This window comes from Corynebacterium uterequi (assembly GCF_001021065.1).
In the GTDB taxonomy this organism is placed as follows: domain Bacteria; phylum Actinomycetota; class Actinomycetes; order Mycobacteriales; family Mycobacteriaceae; genus Corynebacterium; species Corynebacterium uterequi.
On the sequence record NZ_CP011546.1, the window covers coordinates 652743 to 670532 of the forward strand.

Genomic DNA, 17790 nt, shown 5'->3' on the forward strand with positions numbered 1-17790 from the left:
TCGACATGCGTCGAAAGGCCTCCAACAAGTTCGCCGCGCTTGCCGCGCTCGTGCTTCTGGCGGTGGTGACGACCGTGGTCATTATCGGCGTCAAGCTACCCACGCCGCGCGCGGGTGACGGGGCAGAGGCGACGACGGGCGCGTCGACCACTGCGAGTGCCTCTGCAGTGACGCCTCCTCCCGCGACGGCGCCTCCCACGGCACCGGGGGACCTTGCAGGGCGCTACAACGGCGTGCTCGACGAGCTTCAGCCGCTCAGTTACGCCCTCGTGGATGCCAGCGGCGACGGGATTCCCGAGCTGTTCCTGCGATCCTTCGACGCCGATAGGGAGATCCTCACCGCCGTCGGTCAGGCCCAGCCCGACGCGGAACTGGTGAAGCAGGAGTTCCCCGGGCCTGAGGCCGGGGCCGCTCCGGTGCTCGCCGCGCCGGACGGGTCGGGTCTCATTAACGGCGCGGACCGCATCTACTTCGACGGCGGCGAGTTCCGCACCGAACCCCAACCGGCAGGTGCCGCCGGGGTGGATATCGTATGGATCCCGGTCGATGACCGCTCGGCCGTATCGGCAATGTTTCCCACCCTGGGCGGGCAGGCGGGAGCTCCGGCGCTAGAGCACCAATAGGTTCATCGGCGTGGCCTTGACCTCGTCGAGGCGGGAGCGCAACTTGTCCAACTGCACCCAGCGCTGCCGCGAGATGCCGGACTTAGCGGCGGCGATGACGTCGCGGTCCGGCGTCGCCCAAGCGATAGGCATGGGGGAGATTTCCTGCCAATGATCGGCGTCGCGCGTGGTGCGGCGCCCGAGAACAGCCGCGCAGGGGACCTGCATCCCCAGCTTCGGCTCCTTGATCCCCGGCAGGTGAGAGATGGTGCGTAGCGCTAAGCCCCAACGAGGAGGCAGCTCCGGGTCCACGTTGGTGTTGACCAGGGCCATGAGCACGCAGTCGCGAGGGTTGACCTCAGCGACGACGGCGGGCACCAGCGGGTAGCGGTCGTATAGCTCCTGGACGGAGGAGAACTTCCGGGCGACGGCGATGCCCGTGGCGACGAACACCACGCCCATACCCACGCCGGCGACCATCACCCACAGCGCCCACGGGGCCCGGTCGGTGAACCACACGTAGGTAGCAATGCCGGCGAGCGCTACGACCACGCCGAGGCCAATGCCGCCGGCACGGACCCGGCGGGTGTCGCGGATCATTTCGTTGTGTTTGCGGGCGTAGGCCTCGTCAACCTCAAACTTCAAGATCTTCACGCCGGTCACTGTACCTGGCTACAGATCGGCGGCGTCCGCGAGACGGTAGGCGTACCCCTGTTCGGCGAGGAAGCGTTGGCGGTGCATGGCGTACTCCGCATCCAGGCTGTCCCGGGAGACAACGGTGTAGAAGTGGGCGTCGCCGCCGGAGGCCTTCGGCCGCAGCAACCGACCGAGGCGCTGGGCCTCCTCCTGCCGGGAACCGAAGGTGCCGGACACCTGGATGGCGACGGCGGCCTCGGGTAAGTCGATGGAGAAATTCGCCACCTTGGACACCACGAGGGTGGTGAGCTCGCCGCGGCGGAAGGCGTCGAACGCCGCCTGTCGCTTGGTGGTGGACGTGGAGCCGTCGACGAGCGGCACCCCGAGGCGGGTAGAGATCTCGCGCAGCTGCTCGACGTACGCGCCGATGATGAGCGTGGGCTCCCCAGCGTGGCGGGCGAGCAGCGTGTCAACCACCCGTAGCTTCGCCACCGAGCAGGCGGCGACCCGGTACCGGTCGCGGGTGGAGGCGGTGGCGTAGACCAGCCGCTCGGCGTCGGTCATGGTGGTGCGGACCTCGACACAGTCGGCGGTGGCGATAAACCCGGCGTTCTCCAGCTCCTTCCACGGGGCGTCGTAGCGCTTCGGCCCGATGAGGGAAAAGACGTCGCTTTCCCGACCGTCCTCACGCACCAGCGTGGCTGTCAGCCCCAGCCGCCGCCGGGATTGCAGATCCGAGGTCATCCGGAACACCGGCGCCGGTAGGAGGTGCACTTCGTCGTAGATGATGAGCCCCCAATCGCGGGAGTCAAAGAGCTCCAGGGCACGGTACTCGCCCTTGGTCTTTCGGGTGACGACCTGATAGGTGGCGATGGTCACCGGCCGGATTTGTTTCTTCTCCCCGGAGTATTCGCCGATCTCCTCCTCGGTGAGGGTGGTGCGCTTGAGCAGTTCGTCGCGCCACTGGCGCCCGGCCACGGTGTTGGTGACGAGGATGAGCGTGGTGGTCTGTGTGCGGGCCATGGCGGCCGCGCCGACGATCGTCTTGCCGGCACCGCACGGCAGGACGACGACGCCCGAGCCGCCGTCGAAGAAACTGTCTGTGGCGTAGCGCTGGTAGTCGCGCAGCTCCCAGTCGATCGTCTCAGTGCTCAACGCGATGGGGTGAGCCTCACCGTCGACATAACCGGCGAGGTCCTCCGCCGGCCAGTGGACCTTCGTCAACTCCTGCTTGAGCCGCCCCCGCTCGGAGGGGAACACGACGACGCTCGTGTCGTCGATGCGTTGGCCCAGCATCGCGGCGATTGTCTTGTGCCGGAGCAGCTCTTCGAGGATGGGGGCGTCCTCGGCGGTGAGCACAAGCCCGTGGGCGGGGTGGGCGAGGATCCGTACTCGCCCGTAGCGGCTCATGGTTTCGGCGACGTCGATGAGCAGCGACTGCGGCACGGGGAAACGGGAGTAGCGTTCGAGCACGTCGACGGCCTGCTCGGCGTCGTACCCCGCGGCGCGGGCGTTCCACAACGCCAGGGCGGTGATGCGGTACGTGTGGACGTGCTCCGGGGCGCGCTCCAGCTCCGCGAAGGGGGCGAGCGCGGCGCGGGCGGCGTCGGCCTCGGGGTGCGCGACCTCCAGTAGGACGGTCTTGTCCGATTGAACGATGAGGGGACCCATGCCGGCCTAGAGTAGTCGGGGCTCTAGACCGCTGCCGCGGCCAGCCTAGGCGGGGCGGGTGCGCAGGGCCTTGAACCAGCCCATCTTGGAGCCGTTATTGAGGATCGACGCCCGGTAGATGCGGGCCACAATGAAGATGACCAGGGCGCACACGGCGGCGTTGATGAGGTACGACGCGGTGAGCTGCCACAGACCGAAGTGACCGGCGGCGTACTGCAGCGGCGCGACAATGATGGACACCGGCGGAACCCAGGCCAGCACCTGCATCCACGTGGCGTCGAGGTACTGCCAGCCAAACATGGGGACGTACATCGTGGCAAAGAGGAAGATCATGATGGGGCCCTGGGTGGATTGAAGATCCTCGGTGCGCTGCACCATCGCCCCGGCAGCGGCGTAGAGAGTGCCGAAGAACACCATCCCGAGGAGGAAGGACACCACCAGCGCCGGCACGATCAACGGATCCAGCTTCAGCCCTTCGGGTAAGTCGATGGAGCTGATTCCCATGGCTGCGGCGGCGAGGAGCACCAGGGTACACACCGTGCCAATGAGGACATTGCCAATGATCTTGCCAGCCAGGAAGTCCATGGGGCGGACGGAGGCGAGGATGATCTCGACGATGCGCGACGCCTTTTCCTCGGCCACGCGGCCGCCGATGTTGGCGGCGAAGAGCACGATCGACATCATGAGGACGAAGGCGGCAACAAGAACGCTGAGCAAGTTGAATAGGTGCTGCGGTGAGAGGCTGTCGAGCCCTTCGGAGCCGTCTTCGGCCGAGACATCGATGGTGGTGATCTCCACCGGAGTCAGCTGCTGGGCAAAGTCTGCCGGGTCGACTCCCAGGCGGGTCAACGCCTTGACCTGGGCATACGACTGGGCGATGGTGTCCACGGTGGAGAGGATGGTCGAGTCCGGGGTGCCGTCGGTAATCAGGGACCAGGCCCCATCATCGGCGGGAATGACGGCGGCGTCGGCATCACCACTGCGCACCGCCTCGGTGGCGGCGGCCTCGTCGGCAACGTCGGTCACGTGCAGCGGGGTGTCGGCGAAGATCTCCGGCGCCGTGGTGACGACGGTGGGGCCGTGGGCCGCATCCTCGGTGAACTTGTCGGCGAAGACATGCCCCGCGATGGTGCCGCCGATGATGACTACCAGCACGATGCCGAGGGTGATGAGGATGCCTCGGTTCTTCAGGGCCTGCTGGATTTCTCGCGTGGCCACGGTGGTGATGGTCGACACGGGGGAGTAGCTCATGAGGAAACAACCTCCTTGAACAGTTCGGTGAGGTCGGGGATGTCTCGTTCGAAGCGGTGGACCGGACCGGCGGCCAGCGCGGCATGCAGGATCTCCTGGTCTCGCTCCTCCGAGTCGGCTTCCAGGATCACCTTCTGGGGGTCCTCGAGCACCAGCGTGGTGCCGGGCGGATACCAGCCGCGCGCCGGGGTGGCCACAGCAAAGCGGACGGGGCCGCGGGTGCGCAGCTCAAGCACCTCGCCTTCGGCCACCATGCGTCCCTTGGTGACGATGCCGACGCGGTGGCACAGCCGCTGCACCAGATCAAGCTGGTGAGAGGAGAACATCACCGGCACGCCGGCGCGAGCGCGTTCGACGAGCATCTCGCTCATCACCGACACCGCCACCGGATCCAGCCCGGAGAACGGCTCATCGAGGATCAACAGCTCCGGATCGTGGATCAAAGCGGCGGCCAATTGGACCCGCTGCTGATTACCGAGGGACAGTTCGGAGAGCTTGTCATTGAGGCGCTCGCCAAGACCGAGCTGCTCCAGCAGCGCGGTCCCGGACTTCTTCGCCGCCGCCGCGGTCAGCCCATGCAGTTTGCCGAGGAAGACCAGCTGGTCGAGGATCTTCTCCTTGGGGTAGAGGCCACGCTCTTCCGGCATGTAGCCGATGCGGCGGCGAACGTCGTCGCTAATCGGGGCGTTGCCGTAGCGTACCTCGCCGGCGTCGGCGCTGAGCACGCCGAGCGCGATGCGCATGGTGGTTGACTTACCAGCGCCATTGGAACCGACGAAACCGTAAATCTCGCCCTCGCGGACGGAAAAGGTCATGGCGTCGAGGGCGCGGTGCTCGCCGAAGAACTTCGTGACGTGATCGATGTACAAGGTGGCCATACAGTTTCTCTCTGTTGAGTCGCGACGGGCCGGGCGTCTCCTGCCGGCGGGAGGCCACCAAGAAACGTAGTGATAATGAACACTTATTTCTTTTGTACCACCGTGGACTGAGGCAGGACTACCGAGCCCGCGCCCACGAGACTCGGTGCACAGGCAACCGGATGACCCGCTTCGACGTTGTCTCGATCGCGTCGACCTGTCCACCGGCCACCGTCACCGGGGTGACCTCTATCGTCGTGCTCACCCCACGGGCGTCGACGACGCCCACCTCCACCGGTCGCCTCGCCCGCGCGGCTGCCGAAAGGGTAGCGGCCACGTCGCCTTCCCGTGCCTGGGCTGGGTCTGCGGTCACGTCGCCCGGTGCGTCGTTGTTGCGGCGCACGTCGGACACCACTCGCTCAATCGCCGCTTCCTCTGGCGCGCAGCGCGGCAACGCCGGACGCTGGGAGCGGGCGAAGACCCGGGTGGGATCGGGCCTAACGTCGATGGTCGCGCCGGAGGAATCCTCGGCGGCCGGATGGAAACCGGCCTTGCGCACGCACTCGAGCACCGCGGCGAGGGGCCGGTGGGCAATAGCCACCGTCGGGGCCACCAGCCGAAGCCCGGCCTCGGACGCCGCCGAGGAGGCCATCACCGCCCCCAGCAGGGCTTCATCGGGGCAGCGCAGGTAGCTCATCGCCGGCCCGCCGCGTAGCGCACCGTGGCGATCCGCGACGTCGTCGATGATGAAGCGCACCGCCTGGGGGACCTCACCCAGGGCGTGATCGGCCAGCCATCCATGGAGGTCAGCGGCGCTTCGCCCCGCGTCGAGCGCTCGGCGCACCGAATCCTCTGTGATCCGGTAGGTCGCGGCCAAGCCCGGCGACTCGATGTCCGCCAGCAACCCCAACTCCTCGGCCACCTCGGTCGGCAACGGGCCCGGGGCAATAACCGTCATGTCCGCCTGCACGATGACCTTCGTCACCTCTGCGGGCAGCGCTCCGGCGACAGCTTCGGCGAGGGCGTCGACGTCGCCGTCGATGACAGCCCGAGCGGCCGACGTGGCGACCCCCAACGAGATCACCCCCAGGCAGCGTGCCTCCGTGAGCAAGGCCGAAATCCCCTCCGCGCCCAGCTCCACCGCGGACAGTGGATAGAGGTAGCGCACCCAGTCCTTCGCCCGCTCGTCGTCCACTGCGCCGCCGGCACGAAGGATAGCGTCGAGCAGCTGACGCCGACGCCCCGGCAATGCGGCGCTTCGCTGCTGCGCCGACAGCAGCCGACCCCCCAGGTAGTGCTGGTGCGGGCTGCGGGCCCACCCCTGGATGAGCCACGACCACTGCTCGGCCAGCGGGGCGTGAACGAAGGAGTCTGTGGCGGCAGTGGGGGCGAGGTAGTTCCCGTCGGCGTCGAGCCCCTCGGGAACGTTGGCCGCCAACCCGGTGGCGAGAAGACCGGCAGCCTCGGCCACGCAAGCGAAGCGAACGACGTCCTCCACGGTGCATCCCACGGCCTTCGCCAGGGTGCTCGGCACCCGAATCCCTAGGCTGCCGTCCTTGTTGAGTGCCACCGGATGCGCTCCGAGATGGTCGAGCAGCCGGGTCACGGCGCGGGTGAACTCCACGCCCTGGGCGGCGCCGTGGGCTTCTGCCGCGCTGAAGTCAACCGGTTCGCCCGGTGCTGGGGCCGAGATTGGAACGTCGGGGGCGTCGTCGCCGCGAACGAGCTGAGCCACAACGCGAGGCAGGCGCACGTGGCTGGCGTCGACGCGTTCGATCAACCCCGCGGCCAGCAGCCGAGGGATGGGCCGCGCCGGGTCGGCGTCGGCGGCGGCGTCGCGCGAATGCCCCACGCCGTCCGCGGAGGCGAGGACGAAGAGCACCCGACGCTCGGCGTCCGTGAGCTCGTTGAGAGCCTGCTTAAGGCCGTCGGAGGCACTGCGATCCAGCAGCGTCCAACCGCGTGGCAGAGCGGGGATTGCCTCGGCGACGACGCGCAGCCCGCCGTCGACCTCGAAGACCAGCCCTCGGTCAATGAGGCGGGAGAGTGCCTTGGGGCCAGGATCGGAAAGATCAGGCCCGCCGCGGGCGCTGAGGTCGGCAAGAATGCGGCCAGAATCCACCGGCGTGAGGGCGGCTCCGGCGTCGACGGCGACTTCGAGGGCAGCGAGTTCAGGCACGCTCGCCTCCTGCATAGCCCGGGCCACCGAGGTTCGCGACAGCAGGCGGGTGGCCAACGACGCTGTGCTCGGCGGGGGTGGAACGAGGGCATCCGGGCGAAGGCGAAGGAGTGCGGTCAGACGTTCGACGGGCAGGGCGTCGAGCCAGCGGGTGAAGTCAGCTGTAGCAGAAGGGGTCATGGTGATAAAAAGTTTAACCCCGTGGCGATGGCTCAACCCTGTGGCGGATGGTTCAATAGGACCCATGGCTAACGTAGAAAAGCACTCGACCTCCACCAACGTAGACTGGCCCACCAATATCCCCGAGGGCTACCACGCCGTCAACGAGGTCTTGGCGCCCACCGTCGGCGCGTCCAGCCCCTTCGGCGATGACCTGCAGCTGCCCATCCCGGCGGAGAAGCTTAACTACGTTCACCCCTACACCCGCATTAACCGCTAGTAGTTCGGCCGCGGGCGCCAATGCCCGCGGATGCTGGAGTGTGAAGCGAGGCCGCGGCGCCTCGTGCGGGTGCGTCTGCTCCGCCGCGCGTGTGCGCGGTGCGACGGGTCGTTGCGAGGCGGTGTGGCCAGCCCCAAAGTAACTTCGAGTCCCGCGCGAGGCCCGTTAATCCTGCTGGCCTTCCTGGTCGTCTTCGCTGGACTCCACTGGGTAGTACATAGTCCCAGAGAAGAAACAGTTACTGGGCTCTTCGTGTTGGAGTGTGGGTGGGTGTCTCACCCCGGGGTGGGTGTTGTGCACGCAAAAAGGGCCGAGGCCCTAGCAGGATAGGGGATACCACTCACCAATCCTGAAACGAAGGCCTCGACCCGTGTCCGATCCTACAACCAACCCCCAGCAGGCCATCAACCGTGACCCCGCCGGTTACTGTAAGCGATGCGACGACCTCGTCGGGCTAGACGCAATGCACGTCCTTAGCGTCCACGACCGCGACGAGTACCGGGAAATCACGGTCGAATCCGATCCCACACCCGGCTGTGCACGCACGACCTTCGTCGAACACATTCCCACGGTCGCGCCGCCATCCCACACCGCCTCAAGCCCTTCTACACCCTCTTTCGCCGGAGTGTAATTCCTGGCGCTAGATTCGAGCCTTGCAAATCGAAAGGTGAGCCGAAAGGATCAGCTGTCGCTCTATCCATTGCCAAGCGGGTAAGGAACATGTAGTGTCCTTAGTAGAGATGCGGTGTAGACAGTCAAGCCCGTTTTTCCACCGCACTGGCCCACTGCCTCACTGAAAGGGAGGTATCGTGTGTTGGCTCTTCATTCCCGGAATAGGGTCCGCCGGAAGGTTTCCATCGGGCGACGGCTTATGCCACTTTTGCTAGTAGCAGGGATGTCCCTAACCTGTTCCGACGCCTTGGCTTCCGTCAGTCCCAGTAGTGACCCGGTCTAAGGTGGTGGTAATAAATGAGAGCGTTTCTTTTATTCCTTGGGTCCTGCGCAGCGGCCCTGTTCATCGTTCTGGTCCCGAGGTTGTTTGATTCGCCCAGTGGAGACGAAATTCTTCTAGCCCTCACGATCTCCATTGTGGCTACTGTGTTGCTATTGGTTGCGCGGGGGCTCGGGAGGAAGGATCGGTCCTTGCTTGAGCGAGACAAGCAAACCGAACAAGGGGGACAGACTCGCCTAGGGAAACAAAATTAGGGAATGCTGTCAAAAACCCGACTTATGGTTTTTCACTATCGGGTGCACGTCTGGAGCGTCGCTTCCCTTAGATATTCCCCCAGGGTGTTATATTTCTCCCGGATTTTGAAAGCGTGGGCGCTGGTGTCTGGGGCAGTATAGCTACGGCGGTTAGCGATGCGTCGTGCAGCGCCTCACATTGAGTTTGGCGAAAAGTCGGCGGTCTCCTGGGAAAATGCCGTGATTATACTTCTCGAAATCCAGCGGTTAACCGCCATCGAGAGTGGAGCCCATGGGAGTGTTCTTGCCCGGGTGCGATCGCTCCCTAGGCCGTACCAGTGCCTAGCTAGCTTGCTTGGAGAGCCCCAAGTGTCGAACCGGAAGACAGGGGGGCTCTTAAAACACAGCGCTCGGCCGCCAGAAGGCTAAAACGTCGGCAGGGAGCTGCCGGCGATCTCCTCAAGGAAGTTCACGGCGGAGTCAATCTCGGCCGGGAGAACCTGGGAGGCCACGGCGTTGGAGGACAGCTGGGTGGGGTTGAAGTCCTCCACGGCGCTGGACAGCTCCGCCACCGGCGCGCCGAGCGGAAGGCTCTGATTGAGAGCGGCCGCCGGGTTCGACGGCGCCGTCGAGGCAGCCGGGGCAGAGGCGGCCGGAGCGACCGGCTGGTTACGCAAGGTCACGCCATAACCGCGCAGGCCCATCTTCGCGGAGCAGGCCGGCCATGCGCCCCAACCCTGCTGGGCGAGAGTGCGCTCGGCGACGATGATCTGCTGCTCGCGGGTGGCCTGGTAGGCGGTGGGGGCGAACTCGCCGCCGCCGAAGGCGTGCCACGTGGTCGGGTGGAACTGCAGGCCACCGTGGTAGCCGTTACCGGTGTTGATGTGCCAGTTGCCGCCGGATTCGCACTGGGCGAGGCTATCCCAGGCGTGGTCCGGTGCAGCGGAGGCCAGCGGGGAGGCAAGCACCGCGAGGGTGGCGCCGGCCGCGGCGGAGGTGGCAGCGATCGTCAGGCGATTGCGGTTGGAGGCCATGGTGTCGGGTTCCTTTCGGTTGTCGTCACCGCGAGGCTGTCTCCTCGCCCCTGTCCGCGTCACGACGGCTCGATTGTCATGTATCAGTGTTGTCACGGTGGCATCGTCCCGGCCCCGGACAGGGAGGTCGGTGTGAGGCGAGGACGGAAGCCCGGTAGCCGGGAGCTTCGCTGCCATGTGACGTTCTTGTAACCAGACTCTAGCGGTTTGTAACGAAATAGTCACGCTCAAGGCACGGAATCATAGCATCTTCCCAGAAAGTCGTGACACGTGTGAACGGCTGAGGCTTGTGGGGCCAAGGAGGTACCCGCGGTGTGGAGCACTGCAGCGAGCGTCGAAGCTCCGTGGGCGACGCTCGCTTTTGGACGGTGTTCGCTGATAAGATGAACTGTTCTCTACATGTGTTGAAGTACCTACAGGAAGTGGTGATTAAGCGTGCCCATCGGAAAGGTCAAGTGGTACGACCCTGCCAAGGGCTTCGGGTTCGTGTCCAACCCGGGCGATGAGGACGTCTACGTAAATAAGGCCGTCCTGCCCAAGGGAGTGGAGGAGCTGGTCCAGGGCCAGCGCCTCGAGTTCGACTTCGCAGCCGGGCGCCGAGGCCCCCAGGCGCTGCGCGTTCGCGTGCTCGACACCCCGCGTCGTCGGCCCAGCAACCGTCGCAAGCCAGAGGAACTGTCCTCCATGCTCTCCGATGTCCTTACCGTCATCGAAACCCAAGTGCAGCCGGCGCTGACCGCCGGGCGATACCCTGAGCGCAAAGAGGCCCGACAGGTGGCGGAGATCCTGCGCGCAGTGGCCAAGGAGCTCGACGTCTAACCGGCCGCCTGCGCGTGCTGGGTCGCCACCGACCACACCGTCGTGACTGGTGTTTCCTCCCCATCCGCGTCCTGGCCGATAAGAACCGACTGGATTTCCACCACCACTAGCCGTCCCGGCTGCTCACCCGCCTGCAACGGGGACTTGGCAGCGACGACGCTGAGGCTGCGGGCGTCATTGGGGCCGTGGTGGATTTCGTCATTAAACGCCGGGTTGTCGTAGATAACCACCGCCGACCAGTCGTGGTCGTAGACGTGCTCGGGGAGGTCGATGGTGACCGTGTCCTCGGGTCCGACTTCTATGACGGCCGGTGTCGTTTCTACCGGCAGCACTCCCGGGGTGGCGAGCAAATAGGGCCGCACCTCGTGGCCGTCGCCATCACCGACGGATACCGTCACCACGGTGTCCTCAGGTAGCGGATCGGGGCGCTGCCGCAGCCACCACTGGCCTAGGACCACCGCGGCGACCACGAGGGTTGCGACGATGACCAGGGTCAGCAACTGAAGCAGGGACTTCTTCTTCGCCTCATTCCGGGTCGCCATAAGGCCTCAGTGTACTGTCCGGGTATTTAAGCCTCGACGAAGCGCACCTCAAACATCATCGGCCACCACTTGCCCGCGAGCAGGAAGCGGTCCGGTCCGACAGCGGCGATGCCATTGAGCACGGCGTCGACGTGATCCGGCGTGGCCGGGTGAGCGTGGGCGCGGGCGGTGAGCTCGGAGGCGTCGATGACCGCCTCCACGTTTCCCGAGGCGCGATCAATACGTAAGATCTCCGAAGTGAGAAACACGTTGGCATAGACGTCGTCGCCCACGCACTCTAACTCGTTGAGCCCGGTGACAGGCGCGCCTGCGAGCCGCACCGCCACCTCATCGCGAACGGCGAAAGTCTCCGGGTCACGCACCTGCAAGGTATCGGTTCCGTCGGACATGACCAACTCGGCAGCGGTGGAACCGGGAGCGCCCCGCGAACACAATCCCCACCCCTCGCCGTCGTAGCGGGCGCTGCCCACCACATCCAAGGAGCGTGCATCCCGGCCCAACGCGGTGCCCGACCGCCACGTCAGCTGCCAGATGGTGTCCCCGTGGCGGGTCAGTCCCTCGCCGAAGAAGCGCGACGGCAGCGGCTGCGCGTCGAGCACCTCGCCGCCCACCGTGCGCCGGTAGATCTCGGAGCTGCCGTACTGCCCGGTGCCCACGAGCACGGTGCCGTCAGGTCCCATCTCCAGGCCCTGGGTGAAGGAACCAGGATCGAAGGGGTACTCAGCGAGGACGTCGACGCGCAAGCGTTCCGGCTGGGCCGGTTGGACCGGCCGCGGTGTCGGATGGCAGCCGACGAGGCACGTCGCCGACGCCATCACCGCCACCACGAGGCTGCCCACGTGGCTGCGGGTGCGGACTGACGATAGGAGGGGCATAGTGCTTCATTGTGCCGGAGATGGCCCATAATAAGTGACGTGACCCGATCAAGAAGACGACGCCAATCCAATCCGGTGCTCAGCGCTCGGGCCGTCGACGTCGCGCGGGAAGCCCTGGAAGATCTGGGGGAAGGCGGGGTAGGCGAGCACATCGCGGTGGCCGCCATCGGGCGAAACGTCGCCACCCACCGCTTCGTCGCCGAGGTACCCGGCTACCCCGGATGGGAATGGAACGCGGTGGTGGCCTGCGCCTCAGGATCGTCCCGCGTCACCATCAATGAGCTCGCGTTGCTGCCCGCACCCGACGGGGCGGCTCTCAAGGCTCCCCAGTGGGTGCCGTATAGCCAGCGCCTGCGGCCCGGCGACCTGGGCCCTGGCGACCTCATGCCGCCGGCGCCGGATGATCCGCGCCTTACCGACGCTGCGGACGCTGAGGAGGCCGTCGTCGTCGACGCTCCCGCGCCGCGCACAACGTTTCTCACCCGGTCAGGGTTGCGCGACGCTGCTCAGCGGTGGCGGACCGGCGACTACGGTCCCACCAGCGAGTTCGCCGAAAAAGCGGCGCTGAGTTGCCGGAGCTGCGCCTTCTACCTGCCGGCGGGGCAGCCGCTAGGCAATCAGTTCGGGGTGTGCGCCAACGAGTATGCTGCCGACGGCCACTTGGTGCACGCCGCCTACGGTTGCGGGGCGCACTCGGAGACGGTCGTCGCCGAGGAGGGAGCCAAGCCCACTGGAACCGCGTTCGACGACGAACGCCCGATCTTCTAGCCGACTGAGCTAGATCGCCTCACACTGCGCCACCGGCTCCGCCACCCGGGTCAGTTGAGCATTGAGCTCCTCGGCGCTGGGCACTGGTGACGCGGGAGGCATGTGCGGAGCGGGCACGACGGTGCCGTACTCCAACCAGGAATCCACCCGGCGCACCCCCGACACGGGGCTCACCAACCACGTCTCGTTCGTGCGCAGCTGCGCCAGCGTGAAGCCGGTCGGGAGGTGGCGGATGGCGATCCCTTCCATCCGTAGCAGGTCCACCAGCTCGTCGAGGATGACCGACGGGGTGGTGTCCGGGTGGCTAGAAATCGCGATCGTGTCGCCGAGTACCACGACGAGTGCCGCGCCGAGGGCGCCGACGATGCCGCCGTCGTGGGCGTGCAGCAACCCTTCGTGGGCGCCGTCGGCGGTCACAACCTGCAGCTGCGTGGACAGCCACGACGCGTCAGCGCCTGGGATATTCGGGCGTTCCCTCTGGTCTTTGAGGGGATTGGCGCTGACAACCAGGCGGGGCGCTTGGGGCACGAGCGGCCGACGCGACACCGAGGCCTCGCCCGTGCGGGCTCGGATGATGGCGCGAACGTCGTCGGCCGCAATGTCCTTCAGATCGCGCAAGAGCAGGTTCATGGTCTGGGTGCTGAGCTGGCCATGGTCACTGACTTGGCTGAGCAGGCGGCGCAGGCCCACTACACGGCCGTTGCGCACAGCAAACGACACGATGAGGTCATTCATGGAAAAACGATCCCGTCACATAGTCTGATGTCTTATCTCCGTCACCATCCTAGCCGGCTGGCGGGCACGACATTGCACAAGGATCTGTCACCTTGTTTTGTGGAAAGTCCCAGCGAGTGTCAAAGTCTAGGGGTCATCACTCACGTACTCAGCAAAGGGGACTGCCCCACATGACTACGGCTCTAGACCGATACTTCCATATCTCCGAGCGGGGATCCTCCATCGGCACGGAGATACGCGCCGGTGTGGTCACGTTCTTCGCGATGGCCTACATCATCCTGCTCAACCCGCTAATCCTCGGCACCGGAGCGGACTCCGCAGGCACCACCCTCGGCGTCAGCCGAGTGGCCGCCGTCACCGCGTTCACCGCCGGCATTCTCACCATCGCCTTCGGGCTTATCGCCAAGTACCCCTTCGGCATCGCGGCGGGCCTGGGCTTGAACACCTTGATCGCCGCCACCGCCGTCGCCGGTGAAGGCTTGACCTGGGAACAGGCCATGGGTCTGGTGGTCATCGAGGGCATCATCATCGTCCTGCTGGCCATCTCCGGATTCCGCACCCTGGTCTTTGAAGCCATCCCGCAGTCGATGAAGGCCGCCATGAGCGTCGGCATCGGCGCCTTCATCGCCATCATCGGCTTCGTCGGCGGCGGCTTCGTCACCCGCGTACCCGATGCCGCGGGCACCACCGTCCCGGTCAGCCTCGGCATCGGCGGCTCCATCGCTACGTGGCCGACCGTTGTGTTCATTGTCGGGCTGCTGCTGTGCGGCGTCCTCGTTGTCCGCAACGTGCCCGGCGGGCTGTTCATCGGCATCGTGACCGCCACCGTGCTGGCCCTTATCATTGAGGCCGTCCTGCACCTGGGTCCGGCCTCCGCGGACAACCCCGGCGGCTGGGGCATGGCTATCCCGGCCGCCCCCGATGGCTTCGGCACCATCCCGGACCTCTCGCTCATCGGCAATGTGGATCCCTTCGGCGCCTTCGTCCAGATCGGCGCAGTGTCTGCCTCCCTGCTCGTGTTCACCCTGCTGCTCGCTAACTTCTTCGACGCCATGGGGACCATGACTGGCCTGGGCACCCAGGCAGGCCTGACCGATGAGACCGGGGTGCTGCCCGATATGAAGAAGGCGCTCATCGTCGAGGGCATCGGGGCCGTGGTCGGCGGCGCGGCGTCGGCGTCGTCGAACACCGTGTACGCGGACTCCGCGGCGGGCATTGGCGACGGTGCACGCACCGGCCTGGCCAACGTCACCACCGGCCTGCTGTTCATCGCGGCGATGTTCTTCACCCCGCTCTATGAGATCGTCCCTCTGGAGGCGGCCAGCCCCGTGCTCGTCATCGTCGGCGCCATGATGATGAGCGGCGTGAGGCAGATCGATTGGAGCAACTTCCACAACGCCCTGCCCGCCTTCCTCACCATCATGGTGATGCCCTTTACCTACTCGATTGCTAACGGCATCGGCGTCGGCTTCATCACCTTCACCCTCATGTACTTCGTCGCCGGCCGGGCGAAGGACATCCACTGGATCATGTGGGTGGTCTCCGCGCTGTTCGTGGTGTTCTTCGCCGCCGACCCGATCATGGCGGCCGTGGGCTAATGCGCATCCGCATCACCGACGCCGCTGACCCGCGGCTCGACGACGTCCGTAATCTCAACGCCTCCGACAACCGTCCCGACCTCCCCGGAGGCAAGGGCCTCGTCATTGCCGAAGGCCCGTTGGTCGTCTCCCGCCTCCTGGCGTCCCGCTTCCCGGTGCGCTGCCTGGTGGGCTTCAAAGCCAAGCTCGACGCCTTCGACGCCGAGTACGGCCTGCCCGAGTCGGTCCCCGTATTCGAAGTCACCCGTGACGTCCTCGCCGAGGTGGCCGGCTTCGACATGCACCGGGGCCTGCTGGCCGCCGCCGACCGCGTTGCAGAGCCCACCGTCGCCGACGTGGTGGCGGGGGCGCGGACCGTCGCGGTGCTCGAAGGCGTGGGCGATCATGAGAACATCGGCGCGCTGTTTCGCAACGCCGCCGGACTCGGCGTCGACGCGGTGCTCTTCGGAGTAGGCTGCGCAGATCCGCTCTACCGCCGCAGCGTGCGAGTGTCCATGGGACACGTCCTGCGCCTGCCCTTCGCCCACTTCGGCGGCACCTTCACCACGTGGCAGAGAGAACTCGACACCCTCCGCGACGCCGGCTTCCGGCTGGTCTCCATGACCCCCTCGGGCACGACGCCGCTGCGTCAGGCCCTCGCCGACGACGCAGGCCGCCCAGTGGACAAGGTGGCTTTCCTCGTGGGTGCCGAGGGTCCGGGCTTAACCGAGCACGCCATGCGCGCCACCGACGTCCGCGCCGCCATCCCCATGGCGGCGAACACGGATTCGCTCAACGTGGCCACCGCCGCCGCGATCGCCTTCTACGAGCGAACCGCTAGCGCAGGAAGTTCCGCGCCAACTGCTTAGCCCGCGACGCTGCCGCTAGCCCGAGCCGCTTAGCGGTCCGGGCCGCCTGCTGGGCGGGCGCCGGCAGACCGGTCGCATCGTGGCCCCGCCCGGCGGCGTCGCCCTCGCGGGAATAGTCATCGTAGGAATCGTTGTCCTGGTTTCGCGGAGCCATGAGCCGGGCCAGCGGGTTTGCCCGCTGCGGCGCCATGATTTTGGGCTCCGGGCGGCCGTCGACGGCGTAGCCGACCACCTGAAGATCCGGGCCCGACGGCGCGATGTCCACCCCTAGCCATTCCCGCTCGGCGGCCCGCGCCAGATCGACCGGCTCAAAGGGCAGGGCGATACCGCCGAGCTGCTCGTGGAGTTCGCCTGCCCAATAGGGGGCTTCGAAGGCGTTCGGCAGGCCGTGATCCTCCACCACGTGGGTGCGGGTACCGCTAAACGCCCGCCGCAGCTCACCGCCGGAGAAGTGCGCGAAGCCCCCAAATCCGGTGTCCTCGTTCATCGCAATGAGGTACACGTCGCGCGCCGGGAGAGAGTCAAGCAGCTGGCGGTTAAAGTCCGACAGGAACGTAATGTCCTCGCGCCACGTCTCGACGACGGTCACCCCCGGGTAACCGGCAATGTAGAACTCCCCGGCGGCAGGAGGAACGGAGCGGTTGAGCGGGAACTGCCCGATCGGGGTGATAGGCCAGGCCGGGTTGAGCTGGGATAAGTACTTGCGTCCGAAGCCGCGATCAGCCTTCGGCTCCTGGCTGAGCACCTCGCCCGGAGCGTCCACGGTCACAAACCACAGGGTCAGGGCAGCCGACGTCGTCTCCACCGCTTTCACACTCTCCTTAGGGTCATTGTTTTATCGATGGGGTCTTTTCGCGTTTGAGCGCACGCCGAGCAGAACGTCCTCCCAGCGCGGTGTCGTCGACTTGCGGGTTCGCCCGCCACCCCGGGACGACGGCGCGGTCGGCTCCGGGGTGGTGGCCAGCTCTTCCCCGTCGAGCTCGCCGTCGTGGGCGGAGCTGGGCTGGTCCTTCGCGCCGGGATCGCTGTTGGCTTTGGCGGGCATGGGCTCGTCGTAGCGCACGCCCCGGCCGATCGAGGTCAACGAGCGCACGGGTTGGACGAAATCCGGGTCGATGAGGTCCGCCGCGACGGCGTTGCGGGCGTGGGCGTGCATCCCGGTGCCGCTGCGCTCCAGGGTCCAGGACGCTTCGTTGTCGCTCAGGCCGGCGTGCCAGGACACCGTCACCACCCAGGGGCCTTGGGGTTGTTTCGTCGCGGTCCAGGTGGCGCTATGAAACGGCAGCCCCCGGGCCCCGAAGGCGGTGGCGAGGGTCTCGGACAGGGTGAGCGTGGCCGGCACGTCTCCGCGGACGGGGTGTGAGGCCTTGGCCAATTCGGCCATCTGCTTGCGTTCCAGCAGCACCGGATGGGCGTAGTTGGCGATCCGGGCCGGTGCGACCCCCATAGATTCGGCGAGTTCCTCCGCGGAGGCGCCGGCGCGGATGCGGGCCTGAATGTCGCGGGGTCGCAGCGGCAGCGTGGAGGAACTCCCCGTCGGCGCGGACGACGACGCGGCGCCGGGTTCGTTGAAAACGCGGCGCAGCGCGGCGCGAACCTCGTCGCTAATGGTGAGAGAAAAACGTTCGCCGGCGTCGTCGGTGAAGACCAGGCAGGAGGCAGTGGAGTCTTCGGCGTTGAGTTGGACGTCCCTCATGCGCGCTGCCTTCCCTGGCCGTGTCTTGTGTGCTCGTTCTCACAGTCTAATGGAC

Annotated in this window: 18 protein-coding genes; 7 read left to right on the plus strand and 11 right to left on the minus strand. The window is 66.4% G+C overall.

The window, feature by feature from the left end; all coding sequences use genetic code 11:
* Positions 1 to 5: 5 nt before the first annotated feature.
* On the plus strand, positions 6 to 623 hold the full coding sequence (locus CUTER_RS03055; RefSeq protein WP_047259185.1) for a hypothetical protein: 618 nt from the start codon (positions 6 to 8) through the stop codon (positions 621 to 623).
* On the opposite strand, the gene CUTER_RS03060 is transcribed toward CUTER_RS03055, so the two are convergent.
* The 5 genes from CUTER_RS03060 to CUTER_RS03080 all read right to left on the minus strand — a co-directional run bounded on the left by CUTER_RS03060 (position 609) and on the right by CUTER_RS03080 (position 7376).
* A complete protein-coding gene (locus CUTER_RS03060; protein ID WP_047260551.1) occupies positions 609 to 1256 on the minus strand; it encodes a DUF3239 domain-containing protein in 648 nt (215 codons plus the stop codon). The genes CUTER_RS03055 and CUTER_RS03060 overlap by 15 nt on opposite strands.
* An 18-nt stretch (positions 1257 to 1274) precedes the next feature.
* Positions 1275 to 2909 carry a DNA repair helicase XPB gene (locus CUTER_RS03065; protein ID WP_047259186.1) on the minus strand — a complete coding sequence of 545 codons (1635 nt, stop codon included), beginning with the start codon at positions 2907 to 2909 and terminating at the stop codon, positions 1275 to 1277.
* A 45-nt stretch (positions 2910 to 2954) separates the two neighbouring features.
* Positions 2955 to 4160, minus strand: a complete 1206-nt coding sequence (locus CUTER_RS03070; RefSeq protein ID WP_047259187.1) for an ABC transporter permease — start codon at positions 4158 to 4160, stop codon at positions 2955 to 2957.
* Complete coding sequence (locus CUTER_RS03075; RefSeq protein WP_047259188.1) at positions 4157 to 5038, minus strand: ABC transporter ATP-binding protein; 882 nt, start codon at positions 5036 to 5038, stop codon at positions 4157 to 4159. The genes CUTER_RS03070 and CUTER_RS03075 overlap by 4 nt, the downstream gene beginning before the upstream one ends.
* Positions 5039 to 5156: 118 nt before the next feature.
* Positions 5157 to 7376, minus strand: coding sequence for a helicase-associated domain-containing protein (locus CUTER_RS03080; protein ID WP_047259189.1), 2220 nt, complete (start codon positions 7374 to 7376; stop codon positions 5157 to 5159).
* Between the two features lie 64 nt (positions 7377 to 7440).
* On the opposite strand from CUTER_RS03080, the gene CUTER_RS03085 reads away from it, so the two are divergent.
* The gene (locus CUTER_RS03085; RefSeq protein ID WP_047259190.1) at positions 7441 to 7635 is read left to right on the plus strand and encodes a hypothetical protein; all 195 of its coding nucleotides are present in this window, start codon (positions 7441 to 7443) and stop codon (positions 7633 to 7635) included.
* Positions 7636 to 8005: 370 nt separating this feature from the next.
* Positions 8006 to 8266, plus strand: a complete 261-nt coding sequence (locus CUTER_RS11560; protein ID WP_144412243.1) for a hypothetical protein — start codon at positions 8006 to 8008, stop codon at positions 8264 to 8266.
* Positions 8267 to 9245: 979 nt separating this feature from the next.
* On the opposite strand, the gene CUTER_RS03095 is transcribed toward CUTER_RS11560, so the two are convergent.
* On the minus strand, positions 9246 to 9854 hold the full coding sequence (locus tag CUTER_RS03095; RefSeq protein WP_047259192.1) for a transglycosylase family protein: 609 nt from the start codon (positions 9852 to 9854) through the stop codon (positions 9246 to 9248).
* 435 nt (positions 9855 to 10289) lie between these two features.
* Between CUTER_RS03095 and CUTER_RS03100 the strand changes: the two genes are divergently transcribed.
* On the plus strand, positions 10290 to 10673 hold the full coding sequence (locus CUTER_RS03100) for a cold-shock protein (protein WP_047259193.1): 384 nt from the start codon (positions 10290 to 10292) through the stop codon (positions 10671 to 10673).
* Here CUTER_RS03100 and CUTER_RS03105 read toward each other — a convergent pair.
* Together CUTER_RS03105 and CUTER_RS03110 are read right to left on the minus strand one after the other, a co-directional pair.
* Positions 10670 to 11215, minus strand: coding sequence for a DUF2771 domain-containing protein (locus CUTER_RS03105; protein ID WP_047259194.1), 546 nt, complete (start codon positions 11213 to 11215; stop codon positions 10670 to 10672). The two genes, CUTER_RS03100 and CUTER_RS03105, sit on opposite strands and share 4 nt — an antisense overlap.
* Positions 11216 to 11241: 26 nt before the next feature.
* Positions 11242 to 12090 carry a glutaminyl-peptide cyclotransferase gene (locus tag CUTER_RS03110; RefSeq protein ID WP_047259195.1) on the minus strand — a complete coding sequence of 283 codons (849 nt, stop codon included), beginning with the start codon at positions 12088 to 12090 and terminating at the stop codon, positions 11242 to 11244.
* Between the two features lie 39 nt (positions 12091 to 12129).
* On the opposite strand from CUTER_RS03110, the gene CUTER_RS03115 reads away from it, so the two are divergent.
* Positions 12130 to 12858 carry a DUF3027 domain-containing protein gene (locus CUTER_RS03115; protein WP_047259196.1) on the plus strand — a complete coding sequence of 243 codons (729 nt, stop codon included), beginning with the start codon at positions 12130 to 12132 and terminating at the stop codon, positions 12856 to 12858.
* A 9-nt stretch (positions 12859 to 12867) separates the two neighbouring features.
* Here CUTER_RS03115 and CUTER_RS03120 read toward each other — a convergent pair whose 3' ends face one another.
* Positions 12868 to 13593, minus strand: a complete 726-nt coding sequence (locus CUTER_RS03120) for a hypothetical protein (RefSeq protein ID WP_047259197.1) — start codon at positions 13591 to 13593, stop codon at positions 12868 to 12870.
* A 170-nt stretch (positions 13594 to 13763) separates the two neighbouring features.
* On the opposite strand from CUTER_RS03120, the gene CUTER_RS03125 reads away from it, so the two are divergent.
* Both CUTER_RS03125 and CUTER_RS03130 read left to right on the plus strand, forming a co-directional pair.
* Positions 13764 to 15191, plus strand: a complete 1428-nt coding sequence (locus tag CUTER_RS03125; RefSeq protein WP_047259198.1) for an NCS2 family permease — start codon at positions 13764 to 13766, stop codon at positions 15189 to 15191.
* On the plus strand, positions 15191 to 16039 hold the full coding sequence (locus CUTER_RS03130; RefSeq protein WP_047259199.1) for a TrmH family RNA methyltransferase: 849 nt from the start codon (positions 15191 to 15193) through the stop codon (positions 16037 to 16039). Before CUTER_RS03125 ends, CUTER_RS03130 begins: the two co-directional genes overlap by 1 nt.
* On the opposite strand, the gene CUTER_RS03135 is transcribed toward CUTER_RS03130, so the two are convergent.
* Together CUTER_RS03135 and sepH are read right to left on the minus strand one after the other, a co-directional pair.
* A complete protein-coding gene (locus CUTER_RS03135; RefSeq protein ID WP_407919169.1) occupies positions 16008 to 16853 on the minus strand; it encodes a DUF6928 family protein in 846 nt (281 codons plus the stop codon). The two genes, CUTER_RS03130 and CUTER_RS03135, sit on opposite strands and share 32 nt — an antisense overlap.
* A 21-nt stretch (positions 16854 to 16874) precedes the next feature.
* A complete protein-coding gene (gene sepH / locus CUTER_RS03140; RefSeq protein WP_047259201.1) occupies positions 16875 to 17735 on the minus strand; it encodes a septation protein SepH in 861 nt (286 codons plus the stop codon).
* Positions 17736 to 17790 lie beyond the last annotated feature (55 nt).